We start from the raw sequence: 17,896 nt of genomic DNA on the forward strand, positions 1-17,896 counted from the left end.
ACATGATATTCAGCGGACGCGCCCACAAGGTCGGGGCGCACATCGACACCGACGCCATCATCCCGGCCCGCTTCCTGGTGAGCACCGATCCCCTGGAGCTGGGCAAAAACTGCATGGAAGGGCTGGAGCCCGGCTGGATTCAGCGCATTGACGAGGGCGACATCCTGGTGGCCGGAGAGAACTTCGGCTGCGGCTCCTCCCGCGAGCACGCCCCTCTGGCCATCCTGGGGGCGGGCATCAAGGTGGTGGTGGCCCACAGCTTCGCCCGCATCTTCTACCGCAACGGCTTCAACATGGGGCTTACCCTGGTGGAGATCGGCCCGGAGGTGGAAAAAATCGCCGACGGCGACCGCCTTCAGGTTGACGCGGCCAACGGCGCTGTTATTGACGAAACCGCCGGCGTGGAAATAGCCGCCAAGCCGGTGCCGCCCTTCATGCGCGACATCCTGGACAAGGGCGGCCTTGTGGAATACGTCAAGGCGCGGCTGGCGGCCTAAGCGAGCCAAGGGAGAGACGAGCACATGGCCAATACCATCACCATCCTGCCGGGCGACGGCATCGGCCCGGAGATCACCGCCCAGGCGGAACTGATCCTGTCCCGGGTGGACGAACTCTACGGCCTGGACCTGCGCCTGCAACGCGCCCGGCTGGGCGGCGAGGCCATAGACGCCGACGGCACCCCGCTCCCACAGGCCACGGTGGAGGCCTGCCAGGACTCGGACGCCGTGCTGCTGGGCGCGGTGGGCGGTCCCAAGTGGGACAACATCGACAAGGCCAAGCGTCCCGAGCGGGGGCTTCTGGGCATCCGCAAGGAACTGAAGCTCTTCGCCAACCTCCGCCCCGCGCAGCTCTTCCCGGAGTTGCAGCACGCCTGCCTTCTGCGCCCGGACATCGTGGGCCAGGGGCTGGACATCATGGTGGTGCGCGAGCTGACCGGCGGCATCTACTTTGGCAAGCCCAAGGGCGAGGAGATCCGCAACGGCGAGCGCGTGGCCTACAACACCATGATCTACACCGAGTCGGAGGTCCGCCGCATCGCCCGCGTGGCCTTCGAGACGGCCATGAAGCGAGGCAAGCGCCTGTGCAGCGTGGACAAGGCCAACGTGCTGGAGGTCTCCCAGTTGTGGCGCGACGTGGTCACCGAGACCGCCAAGGAATACCCCGAGGTGGAGTTGAGCCACATGTACGTGGACAACGCCGCCATGCAGTTGGTGCGCGACCCCTCCCAGTTCGACGTGGTGGTCACTTCCAACCTCTTCGGCGACATCCTCTCCGACGAGGCCGCGGTCATCACCGGCTCCATCGGCATGCTGCCCTCGGCCTCCCTGGGCCGCCACAACCCCGGGCTGTACGAGCCCATCCACGGCTCCGCCCCGGACATCGCGGGCGAGGACAAGGCCAACCCCCTGGCCGCCATCCTCTCCGTGGCCATGCTGCTGCGCTACTCCCTGGAGCGGGCCGACGCGGCCAAGACCGTGGAGCGTGCGGTGCAGGCCGTGTTGCGCGAGGGGTACCGCACCCTGGACATCATGGAAGAAGGCGCCACACAGGTGGGCTGCGCCGAGATGGGCCGCCTGGCCCTGGAGCGGCTAGGCAAGGAATAACCGCCCGCCGAGGCGGGCGCACTCCCGGCGGGGCGGTGCGGCCGCTCCGTGACCGGGACAAGGCTTCACCCGCGAGGACTGAACATGGGCGGCGTTAGCGTCCGCGAGCTGCATAAATCATTCGGGGGCCGCGATATCTTCGCGGCCCTTTCCTTCGATGTGCCCGAGGGCGCGCGGCTGGCCGTGGTCGGCCCCAACGGCTCGGGCAAGTCCACCCTGCTGCGCATTCTGGCCGGGGAGGCCGAGGCCGACAGGGGCGAGGTGCGCACCGGCCGCGAGGGCGTTGGCTACGCCGCCCAGGAGATGGGAAAGGCCGACCTGGACACCCCGCTGCTGAACTGGGTGCTGTCGGTGTTCCCTTCCTGGTCAGACTTCTGGAGCCGCTGGGAGCGGGCCGTGGCGGACGGCGACGAGGCCGCCCTGAAACGGCTGGGCGCGGAGCAGGCGGAGCTTGAGGCCAGCTCCGGCTACAACCCGGAGCACAAGGCCGAGAGCGTGCTCATGGGGCTGGGCTTCGAGGAGGCAGACTTCCAGCGCGGGCTGGGGGAGTTCAGCGGCGGCTGGCGTGAGCGGGCCAAGCTGGCCCGGGTCATCCTGCAGGGCGACCGGGTGCTGCTCTTGGACGAGCCCACCAACCACCTGGACCTGGAAGCCGTGGAGTGGCTGGAGGAATACCTCAAGAGCTTCGACGGCGCGCTGGTCTTCGTGGCCCACGACCGCGTCTTTCTGGACAACGTGGCCACACACGTCCTGGCCCTGGAGACCGGCGGGCCGGTGCTACGCAAAGGCAACTTCTCCCACTACCTGGACTGGGCGGCCGAACGCGACATGGTGCGCGAGCGGCAGGCGGCGAAGATCGAGGCGGCCATCGACCGCCACATGACCTACATCTCCCGCTTCCGGGTCAAGGCGCGCAAGGCGGCCCAGGCGCAGTCCAAGCTGAAGAAGGTGGAGAAGATGCAGGAGGAGCTGGAGGATTTGTCCGCTCCAGCCTCCCGCCGCACCCTGTCCTTCAGCCTGCCCGAGCCCGAGCGGCCGGAGAAGGTGGTGGCCCGGGCCGAGGGAGTCAGCCTGGACTTCGGCCAGGGGCCGCTGTGGCGCGGCCCCCTGACCTTCCAGATCTACCGGGGGCAGCGGGTGGCCCTGGCCGCGCCCAACGGCGCGGGCAAGTCCAGCCTGCTCAAGGTGCTTACCGGCGACCAGAAGCCAACCTCCGGCGTGGCCGAGCTGGGACGCAAGACCAAACTGGGCTTTTTCTCCCAGCACCAGGCCGAGGCCCTGAACCAGACCCGCACCGTGGTCGGCGAGATGCGGAGCATGGCCGGGCCCAAGGCCACCGAGGAGGAGCTTCGTTCGGTGCTGGGGCTGTTCCTGCTGGGCGAGGAGTACTTCGACCGCCCCGTGTCCCGGCTGTCCGGCGGCGAGAAAAGCCGTCTGGCCCTGGCCGGGCTGTTCATGGGGCGCTGCAACTTCCTGGTCTTGGACGAGCCCACCAACCACCTGGACCTGGAAAGCCGCGAAGCCCTGGTGGAGGCCCTGCGCGCCTTCCCCGGCACCATGCTGCTGGTGGCGCACGACCGCTACCTGCTGCGCGAGGTGGCCGAGGAGGTCTGGGCCCTGTCCACGGACGGGCTGGCCGTGCATCTCGGCGGCTTCGAGGAATACGAGCGCTGCCGCAAGGCGGAGAAGGAGGCCCCGGCCTGCCCCGCCCCCAAGGCGGAGGTCGAGGAAAAGCCCCGCGCCAAGCCGGGCAAGCAGGGCAAGGAGGAGCGCCGCCGCCGGGCCGAGGCCAGGGCGGAGGTGTCCAAAGAGCTTACCCCGCGCAAGGACCGCTTTCAGAAGCTGGAGGCCGAGCTGGAGGAAGTGGCCAACCGCCAGTCCGAGCTGGAGGCCATCATGGCCGAGCCCTCGTCCTGCGCGGACCAGGAGGCCTTTTTGCGCATGAGCAAGGAATATGAAAACCTCCAGGAGCGCGAGGAGCGCATCTTCGAGGAAATGGCCGGGCTGGAAACCGAGATAGCCGGGCTTGAGGAACGCAAACGGCAATTGCTGGAGGGCGAGGCGTGAGGAACATCACCGAGTTCCGCATATACGGTACTGTCTTTGGTTTGACCGAGGAGGACTTCGCCAAATTGAAGACCGAGTTGCCATTTGAGAACCTGTCCTTTAGTAATTCCGTTCTGGACATCGACCATGAAGGCCCGTGGGTCGATGTGGAAGAGGCCCTGGACAGACTGACGTCCCGCCTTGGCCCCGACGGACGGGGCGGCCTGGACGTCATCGACAACCACCAGTGGCAGATCACCCGCTACGCGCTCCGGCCCGGGGGCTACGACTCCCGGACCTTCGATCTGGACAACGTCATGGAGCACGTGCGGCCCAACTGAGGCCGGGAGATCTGTTTTGCCGCAGGACCGTGGCTGGCTCGACGTGGTTGCCGCCGTCATCTGGCGGGAGGGCCGCTTCCTGGCAGTGCGCAGGCCCCCCGGGGCGCGCATGGCCGGCTACTGGGAATTCCCGGGCGGGAAAGTGGAACCGGGCGAGGCGCCGCGTGCGGCCCTGGCCCGCGAGTTGGACGAGGAGCTTGGCTTGGCCTGCGGACGCTGCCGCTTCTGGCGGGAGGTCCGCCATGATTACGGCGGGTTGAAGGTCCGCCTGCTGTTCTACCACGCCTGCGAGCCGTCCGGGGACCCCGTCGCCAGGGAAGGGCAGGAAATGGCCTGGATCATGCCGGGCGAGGCCTGCACCCTGGATTTCCTTCCGGCCGACGAACCCGTCCTGGCCGATCTCATGCAGCCACGGGCCCAAGGAGACGACCCATGCGTATCACAGAGCAGATGAACCAGCGGAAGCCCTTCGTGTCCCTGGAGTTCTTCCCCCCCAAGGAGCGCGAGGCCTGGCCTGATTTCTTCAAGGAGGCGGACAAGCTCAAGGCGGCCAAGCCGCTGTTCGCTTCCGTGACCTACGGCGCGGGCGGCTCCACCCAGGACAACACCCTGGAGATCGCCTCCCGGCTCAAGGCGCAGACCGGCTTCGAGCCCCTGGTGCACCTGACCACGGTGGGCGCTTCCGAAAAGAAGATCGGCGACTTTCTGAACCAGCTCCGCGACAACGACCTGGATAACGTGCTGGCCCTGCGCGGCGACCCGCCTCGGGGCATGACCGACTTCAAGCCGGACAACGAGCGGTTCCAGCACGCCACCGACCTCATCGACTTCGTACGCCAGCGCCACCCCGACATGGGCCTGGGCGCGGCCACCTATCCCGAGGCGCACCCCCAGTCCCCGTCCTTCGCCAAGGACCTGTACTGGAGCAAGGTCAAGGCCGAGCGCGGTGCCGGGTTCTTCATCACCCAACTCTTTTTCGACCCCAGGCTGTACTTCGACCATGTGGAGCGGCTCAAGGGGATGGGCGTGGACGTGCCGGTGGTGCCCGGCGTGCTGCCCATCATGAGCCTGCAGTCCATCCGCTTCATCCTGACCATGTGCGGTGCCTCCATCCCCGGTAAGTTCTACCTGGAGCTGGAGGAGGCCCATGAGAAGGGCGGCAACGCTGCGGTGCGCGAGCTGGGCATCCGCTTCGCCACGGAGCAGTCCCGGCGGCTCATCGAGGGCGGCGCGCCCGGAGTGCATTTGTATACGCTGAACAAGGCGGACGCCTGCCTTGAAATAGTCGACAACCTGAACCTGGCCTAGGAGGCCGTATGTCCGACGTGCGATTCCGCGTGGCCGTGGTCGGCGCCACCGGCGCGGTGGGCCGCGAAATGCTCAAGACCCTGGAAGCGAGGGACTTCCCCGCCTCGGAGGTGGTTCCCATGGCCTCCGCCCGCTCCGCGGGCATGAAGCTGCCCTACAAGGGCGGCGAAATCCAGGTGCAAGAACTGACCGAGGATTCCTTCGAGGGCTTCGATCTGGCGCTCTTCTCCGCCGGTGGCTCCACTTCCGAGAAGTTCGCCCCCATCGCCGCCCGCGCGGGCTGCGTTGTGGTGGACAACTCCTCCGCCTGGCGCATGGACGACGACACCCCGCTGGTGGTGCCCGAGGTCAACCCCCACGACCTCGACTGGCACAAGGGGATCATCGCCAACCCCAACTGCTCCACCATCCAGATGGTGGTGGCGCTCAAGCCCCTGCATGACGAAGCCACCATCAAGCGCGTGGTTGTCTCCACCTACCAGGCGGTGTCCGGCTCGGGCCAAAAGGCCATGGTGGAGCTGGAGAACCAGGTGAGGCGGCTCATGAGCGGCCAGGAGGCGGAGTCCGAGGTCTATCCCCACCAGATCGCCTTCAACTGCCTGCCCCACATCGATTCCTTCCTTGAGAACGAGTACACCAAGGAAGAGATGAAGATGGTCAACGAGACCGTGAAGATTATGGGCGACGAGTCGGTGAAGGTAACGGCCACCACGGTGCGCGTGCCGGTTTTCTTCGGCCATTCCGAGTCGGTCAACATCGAGACCGCCAAGAAGCTGACCTCCGCACAGGCGCGTGGCATTCTGGCCCAGGCCCCCGGCGTGACCGTCTTCGACAACCCTTCTGAGAACGTCTACCCCATGCCGGTGGAGTGCGCCGGGCAGGACGACGTGTTCGTGGGCCGCATCCGCGTGGACGATACCATCGAGAACGGCCTGAACATGTGGATCGTCTCGGACAACATCCGCAAGGGCGCGGCCCTGAACACGGTGCAGATCGCCGAGACCCTCATCGAACGCAACTTGGTGCGGGTGCTCTAATGGCCATCCCCGTCGTCGACAGCGACGAATACGTCCAGCGGCTACGCGGCGCGCACCGGCCCGGCGCGGACAAGATGCTGGCCTTCTACGAGCACCGGCTGGGGGTCATCGGCACCGACCCCCGGCTGCTGCTCATGCTCTGGGACGACCATCTGGTCCACCGGGGCGACGGCGTTTTCGAGACCATGAAGTGGATCGACGGCAAGCTGTACCAGCTGGAGCCGCACCTGCGCCGCATGAAGCACTCGGCCCGGGCAATCCATCTGGCCCCGCCGGTGCCGGACGACAAGCTGCGGGAGATCATCCTGGAAACCGCCGCGGCCGCGGGGACCGGGGACGGCATGGTGCGCGTGCTGCTGGGCCGTGGGCCCGGCGGCTTCGGTATCGACGTCATGGAGTGCCCCACGCCGTCGTTGTACGTGGCGGCCTACCGCTTCAAGCCCAAGCCGGAGGAGGCGTACGAGCAGGGCACCACCGCCTTCCGCACCACCATCCCGGCCAAGCAGAGCTACTTGGCCACCATCAAGTCCATCGACTATCTGCCCAACATGCTCATGAAGCGCGAGGCGATGGAGAAGGGCTACGACTTCCCTATCTGCTTCGACGAATACGGCTTCCTGGCCGAGGGCGCGGTGGAGAACATCTGTTTGGTGGACCGCGCCGGGACCATCGTTGTGCCGGAATTCGACAACTGTTTGCCCGGCACCACCCTGCGCCGCGCGCTGGAACTCATCGATCCCGAACACCCCATAGCCCACCGCAAGATTCGCGAGGACGAACTGTACGACGCCCGTGAGCTGATCGTGGTGGGCACCACCGCGGATGCCGTCTCCATCGTCCGCTACAACGACCGGCCCATCCACGACGTCCGCCCCGGACCCGTGGCTAAACGCATGCGCGAGTTGCTGCGGGCCGATCTGCAGGAGAACGGCATCCCACTGCCCAGGGGCTGACCATGCCCCTGGCCGTGCAGCTCGATCTGGGCCGCGAGATGCGCGGCGGCCAGCGGCAGGTATTCTATCTGGCCCGGCACCTGCGCGAGGGCGGCCGCTTCACCCCGGTGGTGGCCGCCCCGCGCGGGGCTCCGCTTCTGGCGGAGGCCGAGGGGATGGGCATCCGCACACTGGTCTTGCCCACCCACCGGGAGTTCTCCCCATCCAGCTTCCGCGCCCTGGCCAAACTGCTGGACGAGGGCGCGGAGACACACTTGGTCAACACCCACTGCGCCCGCTCCGCCGGTCTGGCGGCCATCCTGCGCATGCTGGCCCGTTCGCGGCTGCGGCTCATCCACACCCGCCGCGTCTCCTACCCGCCCAAGGGCTGGTGGGGGTGCCAGAAGTACACCTGGGGCGAACGGGTGGTTTGCGTCTCGGCCGAGATCCGCGATGCCATGCATGCCTGCGGCGTGGAGGAGGCGGACCTGGAGGTCATTCACTCCGGCATCGATCTTTCCCGCTACGCTCCGCGCGATCCCTCCGCCAGGCGCGCCGGAGGGCGTCTGACCATCGGCTTCATCGGCGCGCTGACCCGGCAGAAGGGCTGCGGGACCCTGCTGCGCGCCCTGGCCAAACTGTCGGAGCGTGAGGATTTGCCCGCCTGGAAGGCCATGATCGTTGGCGACGGCCCGCTGCGCGGCGAGTTGGAGAGGCTTGCCGGTGAACTGGGCCTGTCCGAGCGGGTTTCCTTTCTGGGGCGCAAGGACTCGCGCGGATTGCTGCCGCATTTTGACGTGCTGGCCGCCCCTTCGCTGGACGGCGAGGGCTCGTCCGGCGTGGTCAAGGAGGGGTGGGCCACGCGGGTGCCCGTGGTGGTCTCGGACCTGCCGTCCTTTCTGGAGCTTGTGGAGCACGGCAAAAGCGGCCTGGTGTCCCGGCGCGGCGACGCCGACTCCCTGGCCCAGGCCCTTGCCCGCGTCCTGCGTGAGCCGGAGCTGGCCGGAAGGCTGGCCTCCAAGGGCTCGGAGCGCGTGCGGGAATATACCGACCGGGTCATGGGCGGCAAATATCTTGCCCTCTACGACAGCCTCTACGTCACGCCCTAAGGTATCGGTCCAAGGCGATCGGGGTGCTTCCTCCCCGAACCTTCCGCAAAGAAAAAGGCCGCCGCGCGAACGCGGCGGCCCTGTGAAGCCGTTGGTGTATGGGCGGAGCGCTACTGCACCTGCTGGATGCCGTCCAGCTTCCAGGAGGAGTCCCCGTCCGTCTCGTCGCGCACGAAGTGCCAGACCTCGCGGGCCTGTTCCGGGGCCTGGGCGGCGGAGTCCTCGCGAAGGGTGGCCTCGTAGTAGACCGTGGCCGTGGTGCGTCCGTTCTCGCGCTTGGCTTCCAGCAGGCGGGCCTCCAGAACGAGCACCTCGGTCTTGCTCGGCTCCGGGTCATCCTCAGCTTGGCGGGCGATTTCGTCGGCCACCGCCTCGGTGCAGAACTGCCGGATGTCGTCCAAGTCGCGGTTGTCCCAGGCCGTCTGCAGCCGGGTATAGACTATCTTGGCGCCGCGCAGGAATTCTTCGGCGTCGAAGCCCTCGGGCGTCTCAACCTTCTGGTCCTCGGGTTCGTCCTCCAGGTCGCGCGCGGCCGGGCCGGGGCCGTGGCCGGAGCGCTGTCCGCCCTGGAAGCGTTCCCACATCTGCTCGGCGCGCTGGTGCTGGCCGCCGCCTGAAGGCGGGCCGGAATCCATGCCGGAGCCGTGGCCGCTGGGCTGTCGCTGCTTGCCGCGCATGGCCCCCAGGACGCGCATGCCGATCCAGAAAATGAGCACGATGAACAGCAGGTCCATCATGCCGAAGCCGCCGAAGGGCATGCCCATGAAGAGACTGCCGAGCAGGGTGCCGGCCAGCAGGCCGCCGAACAGGCCGCCCATGGGCGAACGGCGCATGCCGGGGTTGGCCGCGCCCTGTTGTTGCCGGGTCGCGGACTGGCGGTTGACGGATTGGCTGGGGCCGGGCTTCTGGGCCGGGCTCTTGAACAGCGAACGGGAGCCGAAGGAGCGTCCTCCGCCGAAGCGTTTGGCTTCGGCGTCCTCGGGCATGACCACGGCCAGCGTTCCGAAGAGCATGAGGCCGATGCAGAAAAGACTGAGAAGACGGGGCATTGAATGTCCTTTGTCTACAGTGCGTTGCCGGAACCCGCGTTGCCGGATAACGCGGGCACGAAGTGAGAGGTATAACCGGACCGCGCCGGTGTAAAGAGGAGAACGCCGGAATCCGATCGTTTTGGTGGGGAGTCCGCTCCGGGGACCTACTCCACGAGCCCCAGGTTGCGCAGCAGGTGCAGAAACATGTGTTTGTCGATGGGCTTGGGGATGTAGGAGGTGGCCCCGCCCTTGTAGTAGGCCTCGACCACGTTCTTGGGGTCGTCCAGGGCGGTGGTCATGACCACCTTGACCTCGTCGGAGCCACGGATGCCGCGGTCCTTTTCGATCTGCCGGATTTCCTTGAGCGCCTGTTGCCCGTCCATCTCCGGCATCATGATGTCCATGGTGATGAGATCGTAGGGCCTGCCCTCGTCCAGGGCCATGCGGAAGGCCTCCACGGATTCCTGGCCGTTGACCGCGATGTCGCATTCGGCGTAGGGGGCCAGTATTTTCTGCAAGAGCTTGCGGGACGTGAAGTCGTCTTCCACGATGAGGGCGCGCATGAATCCTCCATGTTGCGAATAGATCAGCCGCCATTCTTAGAGTATTTTGGCGTGAAATCAAGGCGGGAGGCTTAGTGGGCCGCGAATTATCATCATCCGTCCGGGAGGGGCCGGTCGACCACGTGCGCCGCTTCCATGAGGCGGTGGCCGAATACATGGAACGCGGCGCGGACCCCGAGCCGCTGCGCATCAAGCTCGACCATTCCCTGCGGGTGCTGGCTGAGGCCGAGGACATCGTGGCCGAGGAGGGGGAGTGGCTTCGCCGCGCGAATCTCCCCGCCCGGGTGCCCCTGCTGGCCGCCCTGTACCACGATCTTGGCCGCTTTCCCCAGTACGTGGAGTGGGGCACTTTCTCCGACCCGGATTCCGCCAACCACGCCACCCTCTCGGTACGGGCCCTGCAGCGGGGCGGACTGCTGGCGGAACTGCCGCCGGGCGAACGCCGCGCTGTGCTGGCCTCGGTGGCCATGCACAACCGCCGTTTTCCTCCCAAGGGCCTGCCGCTGGGCATCGACGCCTGCCTGCGCATGGTGCGCGACGCGGACAAGCTGGACATCTGCCGGGTGATGCTGGAGCGGCTGGAGTCAACGGGGGAGGCCGCGAACGTGGTCAACCTGGGGCTGGCGGACGAACCAGAGACCTATACCCGCGAAATGCTGGAGCGTGTGGCCGCCGGGGAACTGGCCGACTACACCCGTATGCGCTATCGCAACGATTTCCGGTTGCTGCTGCTTTCCTGGGTGCACGACCTCAATACCGGTCGCGCGCGTCGCGCCTACGTGGAAAAGGGCCACCTGGAGCGGCTTCTGGCTGGGCTTCCTCCGGGGAAGGAGGTGGAGCGGCTGGGCGAATCGCTTCGCGCCGCCCTGCGGGAAGAGGGATAAGCGGACGGGCGGAGCGAGCGCCGCCTTGTCAAGGCGGGGTCCCCCGGCCTACTGTCCAGGAAGGGCCGTCGGGCGGCGAGGAAATTCATGCTGGACACCGTACTCATTCTCACACGCAGCGAACTGCACGGCAAGCGCGACCGGCAGTCCATCCAGGGCTTCGGCGCGGAGACCGTGAAGCACTTCCTCAAGGGCTCCGACGCCTTCGACTTTCTCACCCACAACAGCGCGGGCCTCATCCTCTGCGACACCGAGCTCGAGGATATGGACGGCGTACGGTTTCTGAAACTGCTGCGGCAGAACATGAACCTCAAGCAAATACCCGTGGTCATGGTGACCATGGAGAACCGCAAGAACAAGGTTCTGGACTGCATCTCCGCGGGATGCGCCGGCTACATCCTGCGGCCTTATTCCATGGACACCTTCGAACGCCACGTGCGGCTGGCCCTCAACCTGGAATCCTTCAACGAGATCGAGGAAATCCAATTGGAGGAGGCCAGGAACATGGTCAGCATGGGCGAGTTCGACGACGCCATCGAGGCCTACGAGGAGATCATCTCCGAGCAGGACGAGGCCCAGAAGTACTACGACATGGGCTGCCAGTTCCTCTACAAGCGCAAGTACGGCAAGGCCATCATCGCCTTCAAGAAAGCGGTCAAAATCAACACCCTCTTCGCCGAGGCCTTCAAGGGGCTGGCCGACGCCTACAAGGCCAAGGGCGACTACGAGAACTACAAGAAGTACCTCATGCAGGCGGCCAACGTGCACGCCGAGTTCGATCGGCTGGAGGAGACCAAGGAACTCTTCATCGAGATCCTCAAGTACGAGAACGACGCGCCCAACCCCTTCAACACCCTCGGAGTGAAGCTGCGCAAGGAGGGGGACCACGCCGGGGCGCTTCACGCCTACAAACAGGCCATCAAGCTCACGCCGGACGATGAGAACGTCTACTACAACAAATCCAAGGCCCACTATTTCATGGGCGACATCGAGGAGACCCTCACCAGCCTGCGCGAAGCCCTCAGCCGCAAGCCCGGCTTCACCGAGGCCCGCAAACTGTACGCGAACCTCGCGGGCCAGGAATGGGCCGCCCCCGCACAGGAGGGGGCCGGGGACGATGACCGCCCCGGGGCGCTGGTGGACGAAGACTAGGCGCGGCGCTTTCTAGAACGCGGTGGGACTGAAGCGCGCGGGATAAGCGATGAGTCCGGGCGTTTGCGGGATGAAGGCGCTGTTTCCGCAGTGCTTGGTCCGTTGGAAAAGACGGCCGAATCGTCCCTGGATGTCGCCAAACCGTTGCAAAACGGTCGCGGCGAGGGTAGCAGAAAGAAAAACCAGCAACCAAACCGCCCGCGAGGAACGGAGCGCGAGCAATGGACCAGACCACACCCGACGGCCCCAGGGAATTCATCGATCCGGAACTCGAACCCTTGCTGCCCAGGTTCTATGCCAACGTGCGCAAGGAACTGGACGCCATAGACAAAGCGCTCGGCCAGGGCGACCTGGGCGAGGTGCAGCGCATCGCCCACAGCATCAAGGGATCGGGCCTGGGGTACGGGTTCGAGGGCCTTGGCGCGCTGGGCGGCGAGATGGAAACCGCCGCCTCCAACGGGCATGAGGAAGCCATCATCCGAGAGATCATGGACGACGTCCGCTCCTACCTGGACACGGTCCAGGTGGAGTTTTTCGAGGAATAGCCGGGCCGGACAGCCCTTCTCCCCCGCCGCCTTTCCCAAGGGCGGCTCTTTTTCCGCCGTGTAGCCGGGAGTCTGAACGCTGTCGGCGCGTCCAACACCACACGTGCGCGCGAGCGGGTCTCGGAACGGCGTGCGCCCCTGGCCACGTATTTCGTATGGACAAAAGAAAAGCCCTCGCGGGCATTGTACCGCAAGGGCTTGAAATCTTTGGTGGAGACGAGGAGACTTGAACTCCCGACTTCCGCCTTGCGAAGGCGGCGCTCTCCCAACTGAGCTACGTCCCCAAAGAGAACCGCTACCTAATGGTAAACGCGGCCGAGGTCAAGGGGCCGGGTCAGCCGCCCAGGCAGTCCAGCACCGTGGCCGCCCTGTGGGCGTAGGTGTGCTCAGCCAGAATCAGCTCCCGCCAGGCGCGGATGAGGTCGGCCCGTTCAACGGGGCGGTGTTCGAAGCGCTGGAACATGCCGCCGATGCGCCCGGGATGGGCGAAGCTGATCTCCCGGGTCAGTTCGTCGGGAAAAAGAGACAGCCCCGGTGTGGCGTCGGACAGCAGCAGTCCCCCCGCGGCCCATACGTCGAAGTGGCGCTGGGTGAGTCCGGACGGAAGCAGGGGCGAGGTGCAACCCAGCACCGCCTGCGCCTGGGCGTAGATGGCCGCCAGCGGACCGTAATAATCCACAGGCCCGCGAAAGTCCGTGTCTTCCGGCAGGACATCGCGCCAGCCGGTATCGCCGAACACAGTCAGAGGCGTCTCCCCGGCTGCCGCCCGCAGGCAGGCGGCCCGCCAGGCGCGGCCCGATTCCTCCGCTCCGTAGCCGGGGTTCCTGGCCTGTCTGCCCGGCCACAGCTGGCCGGTGTTCAGCTTTTCGGCCCACCAGCCGAAATCCGGACGGTTGCCACGGGCTATTTTTTCCTGGGCCGCTGTCCAGTCATCCAGAGGGAGCCGTACCCCGGCGAAGAATCCCTTCTTGTCCGGGAAGGAGGAGCGGCCCACGAAGGCCAGCCGCCCGTCAACGCCCTGGTTCGGCGCGCTGTCCAGGTTCTCGAACATGTTCGGCCAGGCGGCCAGGGGAAGGTGCAGTACCTGCCCGGCGCCGTGGTCCAGCAGCGGGGAGGCGAACCAGTCGTCGGTGACGCAGAGCAGCAGGTCCCGCCAGAAAGAGGCGCGGAGGCTTGAGAGTAGATGAAAGGGGTTGTCCACGCACCATGCGGCCACGGAGGTTCCGGCGCGGCGCAGCAGGTGGTGGGTCTCTCCCAGGGAGTCCAGGCCCAGGAAATTGATGCTGAAGAACAGTTCCGGGGCGCGTTCCCGGAGGAGGGCGGGCAACCTCCGGGGCAGGGCGGCCGGGTCCAGCAGGCGCACCTCGTATCCCGCCTGGGTGAAGGCATCGGCCATTTCCCGCACCAGCAGGCCGTCCTCGCGGGCGGGCATCCAGACCTCGCGTGACGTTTCCTCCGGCGGGGAGGGCAAGCTGGCCGCAGCCAGGACCGGGCTCCAGAAGGAGGGGAAAAGGCGCGGGGCCGGTGTGTAGAGCAGCCCCCGTTCTCCGGATGCCAGCTGGTCCATGGCCTCCTGCGGAGTCAGTTCCCGCCAGCCGGAGGGGATGGCCGCGCGCCACTGCTTCCCCATCTGCTGCGTGAACTGCGGGGCCTCCAGCCAGGAAACGCCGGTCTCCGGCAGCAGCTCCGCCAACAGCCCGGGTTCCGGGCCAAGCCCGAGAACCAGCATGCCGTGGCCCGTGCCCTGGGAGATGAACTGGTCCTCCCCAGCGGGCAGGCTTTTCAGCCGTCCGGTTTCGTCGAGTATTCGTGCGCGTTGGGGGCGTTTCGGCATGGGAAGGCGGCGCGGCGGGCTGTACGCTGGGGGCGGTTTGGGGTAGTCTCCGCAGGGCCATGAAGAAGTACCGCGACCATTACTTCCAGCAAGCCAAGCGGGATAATTACCCTGCCCGCTCTGTATACAAACTGCAAGAGATCAATAAACGGTTCAAGGTCTTGTCCAAGGGCATGCGCGTGTTGGACCTTGGCGCCGCGCCGGGCTCCTGGAGCCTGTACGCCGCCAAGGTGGTGGGGCCGGAGGGCAAGGTGCTGGCCGTTGACCTCACTGAAGCGGACACCGGATTTCCGGACAACACCCGCTTCATCCAGGCGGACGCCTTCGAGCCAGGTGAGGAGATGCGGGCGGCCATGGAGGAAATAGGGCCTTTCGGCGCGGTCATCAGCGACATGGCACCCAAGACCACCGGCCACAAGTTCACAGACCAGGCGCGCTCCCACAACCTTTGCGAGCAGGCGCTTGCCTTGGCCGAGGAAGTGTTGATAGGAGGCGGAAATTTCGTGGCCAAGAATTTCGAGGGCCCCGACACCAAAGGCTTCGTGGATTCCCTGCGGAGCCGTTTCAAGACGGTCAAGACCTTCAAGCCCAAGAGTTCGCGCGGCGAGAGCAAGGAAATCTTCGTCGTGGGGCTCGGGTACTCGGGCGGCAAGTAACGACCGTATTCATTTTCCAGGAAGGAGAGACGAAGAATATGGCTGGACACAGCAAATGGGCCAACATCCGCGTGCGCAAGGGCGCGCAGGACGCCAAGCGCGGCAAGATGTTCACCCGCGCGGCCAAGGAGATCATGCTGGCCGCCAGGCTGGGCGGAGGCGACCCCGATTCCAACCCCCGCCTGCGCAACGCCATCCAGTCCGCCAAGCAGGTCAACCTGCCCAAGGACCGCATCGAGACCGCCATCAAGAAGGGCACCGGCGAGTTGCAGGCCGAGTCCCTCGAGGAAATCGTCTACGAGGGCTACGGCCCCGGCGGGGCGGCCTTTCTGGCGGAGGCGGCCACGGACAACAAAAACCGCACCGTGGCCGATATCCGGCACATTTTTTCCAAGCGTGGCGGCAATCTGGGCGAATCCGGCTCGGTGGCCTGGATGTTCGACCGCTTCGGCGTGTTCACCTTCCCCAAGGAGGGGTGGGACGAGGAGGCCATGATGGAGGCCGCCCTGGAAGCCGGGGCCGAGGACGTCATCGACCAGGGCGAGTACTGGGAGGTGCGATGCCCCTTCGAGGACTTCGCCCAGGTGCAGGCCGCCTTTGACGAATCCGGGCACAACCCGGATTCCGCCAGAAGCGCCATGATCCCGCAGAACACCATAGATGTGGACGCCGAGACCGGCCGCAAGCTGATGGCCCTGGTCGAGGCCCTTGAGGAGCACGACGACGTGCAGAACGTCTGGGCCAACTTCGAACTGCCCGACGAAGTGCTGGCGGAGATGGAAGCCTCGGCATGAGCGCCGGCGGCGTGGAACTGGTGGTGCTGGGGCTGGACCCCGGCTCGCGCTTCACCGGCTGGGGTCTGGTGGCCGAGCGGTCCGGTGTCCTGTCCTTGGTTGACGCCGGAGTCCTCTCCCTGGGCTCCGGCGACGTCTGCCAGCGTTTGGGCCGCATCTACGCCGAACTGGCGGACCTCATCGCCGCCCACCGCCCAGACGAGGCCGCGGTGGAGAACGTCTTCGTCTCCAAGAACAGCCAATCCGCCATCAAGCTGGGCCAGGCGCGGGGCGCGGCGCTGGCCGCCTGCGCCGTGGCCGGAGTGGGAGTGTCCCACTACCAGCCCTCCCTGGTGAAGAAGAGCCTGGTGGGCACCGGTCGGGCGGACAAGTCCCAGGTGGCCTTCATGGTGGGCCGTCTGCTGGGGGTCAAACCCGATTGGCGCGAAGACGCTTCCGACGCCCTGGCCGTGGCTGTGTGCCATCTCAACCAGCGCCGTCTGGCCAAGATGATGGAGACGGCATGATCGCCTACCTTTCCGGGGAAGTCGCCCACCGTGGCGAACGCTCCTGCGTGCTGCTCACCCCGGGCGGTGTGGGGTACGAAGTGCACCTCGCCGGCCGCAGCCTGTCCAGCCTGCCTTCCTCGGGCGAACAGGCCGCCTTCCACACCTGGCTTGTGGTGCGCGAGGACGCCCTGGACCTGTACGGCTTCGAAAGCGCCACCGAGCGGAGTGTCTTTGGCCTGCTCATCTCCATCTCCAAGCTTGGCCCGCGCAAGGCCCAGGCGCTGCTGGACGCCTACGATCCGGCCGAGCTGCACCGCATCGCCGTGGAGGAGGATCTGACCGCCCTGACCAAGGTCTCGGGCATAGGCCGCAAGACCGGCCAGCAGATACTTCTGGAGCTGCAGTTCAAGCTCAAGGCCGAAGGGTTCGGGGCCAAGCCGAGCGCGGAGAAGCCCGAGGGCACAGTGTTCAGCGACGCCGTGTCCGGACTGGTGAACCTGGGCTACGGCGAGGACGAAGCGGCCGAGGCGGTGCGGGCCGTGCTGGCCGAGGAGGGCGACCTGGACGTGGCCGGAGCGCTGCGGGCCGCCCTCAAGGCGCTGGCCAGGGAGAAGTTTCAGTGAAGGCGGACGATTCCCTGCGGCCGGCGCGCCTGGCGGACTTCATCGGCCAGGACGACCTGCGGGCCAACCTGGAGGTCTTTCTCCACGCCGCCCGGGAGCGGAGCCGCCCCCTGGACCACACCCTGTTCTACGGCAACCCCGGTCTGGGCAAGACCACCCTGGCCCGCATCCTGGCCTCGGAACTTGGGGTGAACATAGTCTCCACCTCCGGGCCCGTTCTGGAGCGCCCGCGCGACTTGGCGGCCATCCTCTCCAATCTGGGCCGCCACGACATCCTTTTCGTGGACGAGGTCCACCGCATGCCCGTGGCCGTGGAGGAGGTTCTCTATCCGGCCCTGGAGGATTTCACCATCGACATCATCGTGGGCGAGGGACCCGGGGCGCGCTCGGTTCGCATCGGCATCGAACCCTTCACCCTGGTGGGGGCCACCACCCGCATCGGCTTGCTGTCCTCCCCCCTGCGCGACCGGTTCGGGGTCATCCAGCGGCTGGAGTTCTACCAGCCCGATGACTTGGCCCGCGTGGTGGAGCGCACCGCCTCCATCATAGGCCTGGAGGTGACCCGCGAGGCCGCCCTGGCCATAGGGGCGCGGGCGCGCGGCACGCCGCGCATCGCCAACCGGCTCCTGCGCCGTGTGCGCGATTTCGCCCACGTTGACGGAAGGGAGTCGGTGGACGCGGATTCCGCTTCCGCCGCCCTGGACCGGCTGGACGTGGACCCCCTGGGTCTGGACCAGATGGACCGGGCCATCCTGAAGATGCTCATCGAGCAGTTCCAGGGCGGGCCGGTGGGCATCAAGACGCTGGCGGTGGGGCTCTCCGAGGAGGTGCGCACCCTGGAGGAAATCTACGAGCCCTTCCTCATCCAATCCGGCTTCATCAAGCGCACCCCGCGCGGCCGCGTGGCCACGGCCAAGGCCTATCAGCACATGAACATGATCTAAGGAGG

20 protein-coding genes and 1 tRNA gene are annotated in these 17,896 nt (G+C 66.5%); 17 read left to right on the forward strand and 4 right to left on the reverse strand.

Going from position 1 to position 17,896, the window contains the following annotated elements:
• The first annotated feature begins 2 nt into the window (after positions 1 to 2).
• From N911_RS0102600 to N911_RS0102640, 9 genes are all read left to right on the forward strand, one after another.
• Positions 3 to 497, forward strand: coding sequence for a 3-isopropylmalate dehydratase small subunit (locus tag N911_RS0102600; protein ID WP_029894067.1), 495 nt, complete (start codon positions 3 to 5; stop codon positions 495 to 497).
• Between the two features lie 24 nt (positions 498 to 521).
• Positions 522 to 1,604 carry a 3-isopropylmalate dehydrogenase gene (gene leuB / locus N911_RS0102605; protein ID WP_029894069.1) on the forward strand — a complete coding sequence of 361 codons (1,083 nt, stop codon included), beginning with the start codon at positions 522 to 524 and terminating at the stop codon, positions 1,602 to 1,604.
• An 84-nt stretch (positions 1,605 to 1,688) separates the two neighbouring features.
• Positions 1,689 to 3,671, forward strand: a complete 1,983-nt coding sequence (gene abc-f, locus N911_RS0102610; protein ID WP_029894071.1) for a ribosomal protection-like ABC-F family protein — start codon at positions 1,689 to 1,691, stop codon at positions 3,669 to 3,671.
• A complete protein-coding gene (locus N911_RS0102615) occupies positions 3,668 to 3,991 on the forward strand; it encodes a hypothetical protein (protein WP_237559874.1) in 324 nt (107 codons plus the stop codon). Before abc-f ends, N911_RS0102615 begins: the two co-directional genes overlap by 4 nt.
• 16 nt (positions 3,992 to 4,007) lie before the next feature.
• Positions 4,008 to 4,445 (forward strand): (deoxy)nucleoside triphosphate pyrophosphohydrolase, encoded by a 438-nt coding sequence (locus N911_RS0102620; protein ID WP_029894075.1) that lies wholly within the window; start codon positions 4,008 to 4,010, stop codon positions 4,443 to 4,445.
• Complete coding sequence (locus N911_RS0102625) at positions 4,424 to 5,299, forward strand: methylenetetrahydrofolate reductase (protein ID WP_029894077.1); 876 nt, start codon at positions 4,424 to 4,426, stop codon at positions 5,297 to 5,299. Before N911_RS0102620 ends, N911_RS0102625 begins: the two co-directional genes overlap by 22 nt.
• 8 nt (positions 5,300 to 5,307) lie before the next feature.
• On the forward strand, positions 5,308 to 6,336 hold the full coding sequence (locus tag N911_RS0102630; RefSeq protein ID WP_029894079.1) for an aspartate-semialdehyde dehydrogenase: 1,029 nt from the start codon (positions 5,308 to 5,310) through the stop codon (positions 6,334 to 6,336).
• The gene (locus tag N911_RS0102635; RefSeq protein ID WP_029894081.1) at positions 6,336 to 7,289 is read left to right on the forward strand and encodes an aminotransferase class IV; all 954 of its coding nucleotides are present in this window, start codon (positions 6,336 to 6,338) and stop codon (positions 7,287 to 7,289) included. The genes N911_RS0102630 and N911_RS0102635 overlap by 1 nt, the downstream gene beginning before the upstream one ends.
• Positions 7,290 to 7,291: 2 nt before the next feature.
• Positions 7,292 to 8,377: a glycosyltransferase family 4 protein gene (locus N911_RS0102640; RefSeq protein WP_029894083.1), complete on the forward strand. Its 1,086-nt coding sequence runs from the start codon at positions 7,292 to 7,294 to the stop codon at positions 8,375 to 8,377.
• Positions 8,378 to 8,487: 110 nt separating this feature from the next.
• On the opposite strand, the gene N911_RS0102645 is transcribed toward N911_RS0102640, so the two are convergent.
• Positions 8,488 to 9,426, reverse strand: coding sequence for a Tim44 domain-containing protein (locus N911_RS0102645; RefSeq protein ID WP_029894085.1), 939 nt, complete (start codon positions 9,424 to 9,426; stop codon positions 8,488 to 8,490).
• Positions 9,427 to 9,572: 146 nt separating this feature from the next.
• On the reverse strand, positions 9,573 to 9,971 hold the full coding sequence (locus N911_RS0102650; RefSeq protein ID WP_029894087.1) for a response regulator: 399 nt from the start codon (positions 9,969 to 9,971) through the stop codon (positions 9,573 to 9,575).
• 122 nt (positions 9,972 to 10,093) lie between these two features.
• Between N911_RS0102650 and N911_RS0102655 the strand changes: the two genes are divergently transcribed.
• The 3 genes from N911_RS0102655 to N911_RS0102665 all read left to right on the forward strand — a co-directional run bounded on the left by N911_RS0102655 (position 10,094) and on the right by N911_RS0102665 (position 12,552).
• A complete protein-coding gene (locus N911_RS0102655) occupies positions 10,094 to 10,855 on the forward strand; it encodes an HD domain-containing protein (RefSeq protein WP_029894089.1) in 762 nt (253 codons plus the stop codon).
• 87 nt (positions 10,856 to 10,942) lie between these two features.
• The gene (locus tag N911_RS0102660) at positions 10,943 to 12,007 is read left to right on the forward strand and encodes a tetratricopeptide repeat protein (protein ID WP_035104255.1); all 1,065 of its coding nucleotides are present in this window, start codon (positions 10,943 to 10,945) and stop codon (positions 12,005 to 12,007) included.
• Between the two features lie 221 nt (positions 12,008 to 12,228).
• Positions 12,229 to 12,552: an Hpt domain-containing protein gene (locus tag N911_RS0102665; protein WP_029894093.1), complete on the forward strand. Its 324-nt coding sequence runs from the start codon at positions 12,229 to 12,231 to the stop codon at positions 12,550 to 12,552.
• Between the two features lie 208 nt (positions 12,553 to 12,760).
• Here the strand turns inward: N911_RS0102665 and N911_RS0102670 are convergent.
• Positions 12,761 to 12,836, reverse strand: a tRNA-Ala gene (locus N911_RS0102670).
• A 50-nt stretch (positions 12,837 to 12,886) separates the two neighbouring features.
• Entirely contained in the window at positions 12,887 to 14,386 is a 1,500-nt protein-coding gene (locus N911_RS0102675; RefSeq protein ID WP_029894095.1) for a glycosyltransferase family protein, read from the reverse strand.
• Positions 14,387 to 14,445: 59 nt separating this feature from the next.
• Here N911_RS0102675 and N911_RS0102680 point away from each other — a divergent pair, with 59 nt between their 5' ends.
• Genes N911_RS0102680 through ruvB form a run of 5 tightly spaced genes read left to right on the forward strand, consistent with a single transcriptional unit; the run spans position 14,446 to position 17,891 of the window.
• Complete coding sequence (locus N911_RS0102680) at positions 14,446 to 15,042, forward strand: RlmE family RNA methyltransferase (RefSeq protein WP_029894097.1); 597 nt, start codon at positions 14,446 to 14,448, stop codon at positions 15,040 to 15,042.
• A 38-nt stretch (positions 15,043 to 15,080) separates the two neighbouring features.
• A complete protein-coding gene (locus tag N911_RS0102685) occupies positions 15,081 to 15,836 on the forward strand; it encodes a YebC/PmpR family DNA-binding transcriptional regulator (protein WP_029894099.1) in 756 nt (251 codons plus the stop codon).
• Entirely contained in the window at positions 15,833 to 16,342 is a 510-nt protein-coding gene (gene ruvC / locus N911_RS0102690; protein WP_029894101.1) for a crossover junction endodeoxyribonuclease RuvC, read from the forward strand. Before N911_RS0102685 ends, ruvC begins: the two co-directional genes overlap by 4 nt.
• The gene (gene ruvA, locus N911_RS0102695) at positions 16,339 to 16,947 is read left to right on the forward strand and encodes a Holliday junction branch migration protein RuvA (RefSeq protein ID WP_029894103.1); all 609 of its coding nucleotides are present in this window, start codon (positions 16,339 to 16,341) and stop codon (positions 16,945 to 16,947) included. The genes ruvC and ruvA overlap by 4 nt, the downstream gene beginning before the upstream one ends.
• A complete protein-coding gene (gene ruvB / locus N911_RS0102700; protein ID WP_029894105.1) occupies positions 16,944 to 17,891 on the forward strand; it encodes a Holliday junction branch migration DNA helicase RuvB in 948 nt (315 codons plus the stop codon). The genes ruvA and ruvB overlap by 4 nt, the downstream gene beginning before the upstream one ends.
• Positions 17,892 to 17,896 lie beyond the last annotated feature (5 nt).

Source organism: Desulfohalovibrio reitneri, assembly GCF_000711295.1.
Taxonomy (GTDB): Bacteria; Desulfobacterota; Desulfovibrionia; order Desulfovibrionales; family Desulfovibrionaceae; genus Desulfohalovibrio; species Desulfohalovibrio reitneri.

Excerpts from the sequence above, each read along its gene's own strand:
- N911_RS0102685 (WP_029894099.1), top strand. The coding sequence starts at position 15,081 with ATGGCTGGACACAGCAAATGGGCCAACATCCGCGTGCGCAAGGGCGCG.
- N911_RS0102645 (WP_029894085.1), bottom strand. The coding sequence starts at position 9,426 with ATGCCCCGTCTTCTCAGTCTTTTCTGCATCGGCCTCATGCTCTTCGGA.
- N911_RS0102630 (WP_029894079.1), top strand. The coding sequence starts at position 5,308 with ATGTCCGACGTGCGATTCCGCGTGGCCGTGGTCGGCGCCACCGGCGCG.
- ruvC (WP_029894101.1), top strand. The coding sequence starts at position 15,833 with ATGAGCGCCGGCGGCGTGGAACTGGTGGTGCTGGGGCTGGACCCCGGC.
- abc-f (WP_029894071.1), top strand. The coding sequence starts at position 1,689 with ATGGGCGGCGTTAGCGTCCGCGAGCTGCATAAATCATTCGGGGGCCGC.
- N911_RS0102675 (WP_029894095.1), bottom strand. The coding sequence starts at position 14,386 with ATGCCGAAACGCCCCCAACGCGCACGAATACTCGACGAAACCGGACGG.
- N911_RS0102635 (WP_029894081.1), top strand. The coding sequence starts at position 6,336 with ATGGCCATCCCCGTCGTCGACAGCGACGAATACGTCCAGCGGCTACGC.
- leuB (WP_029894069.1), top strand. The coding sequence starts at position 522 with ATGGCCAATACCATCACCATCCTGCCGGGCGACGGCATCGGCCCGGAG.
- N911_RS0102640 (WP_029894083.1), top strand. The coding sequence starts at position 7,292 with ATGCCCCTGGCCGTGCAGCTCGATCTGGGCCGCGAGATGCGCGGCGGC.
- N911_RS0102625 (WP_029894077.1), top strand. The coding sequence starts at position 4,424 with ATGCGTATCACAGAGCAGATGAACCAGCGGAAGCCCTTCGTGTCCCTG.
- N911_RS0102665 (WP_029894093.1), top strand. The coding sequence starts at position 12,229 with ATGGACCAGACCACACCCGACGGCCCCAGGGAATTCATCGATCCGGAA.
- N911_RS0102660 (WP_035104255.1), top strand. The coding sequence starts at position 10,943 with ATGCTGGACACCGTACTCATTCTCACACGCAGCGAACTGCACGGCAAG.
- N911_RS0102650 (WP_029894087.1), bottom strand. The coding sequence starts at position 9,971 with ATGCGCGCCCTCATCGTGGAAGACGACTTCACGTCCCGCAAGCTCTTG.
- ruvA (WP_029894103.1), top strand. The coding sequence starts at position 16,339 with ATGATCGCCTACCTTTCCGGGGAAGTCGCCCACCGTGGCGAACGCTCC.
- N911_RS0102600 (WP_029894067.1), top strand. The coding sequence starts at position 3 with ATGATATTCAGCGGACGCGCCCACAAGGTCGGGGCGCACATCGACACC.
- N911_RS0102680 (WP_029894097.1), top strand. The coding sequence starts at position 14,446 with ATGAAGAAGTACCGCGACCATTACTTCCAGCAAGCCAAGCGGGATAAT.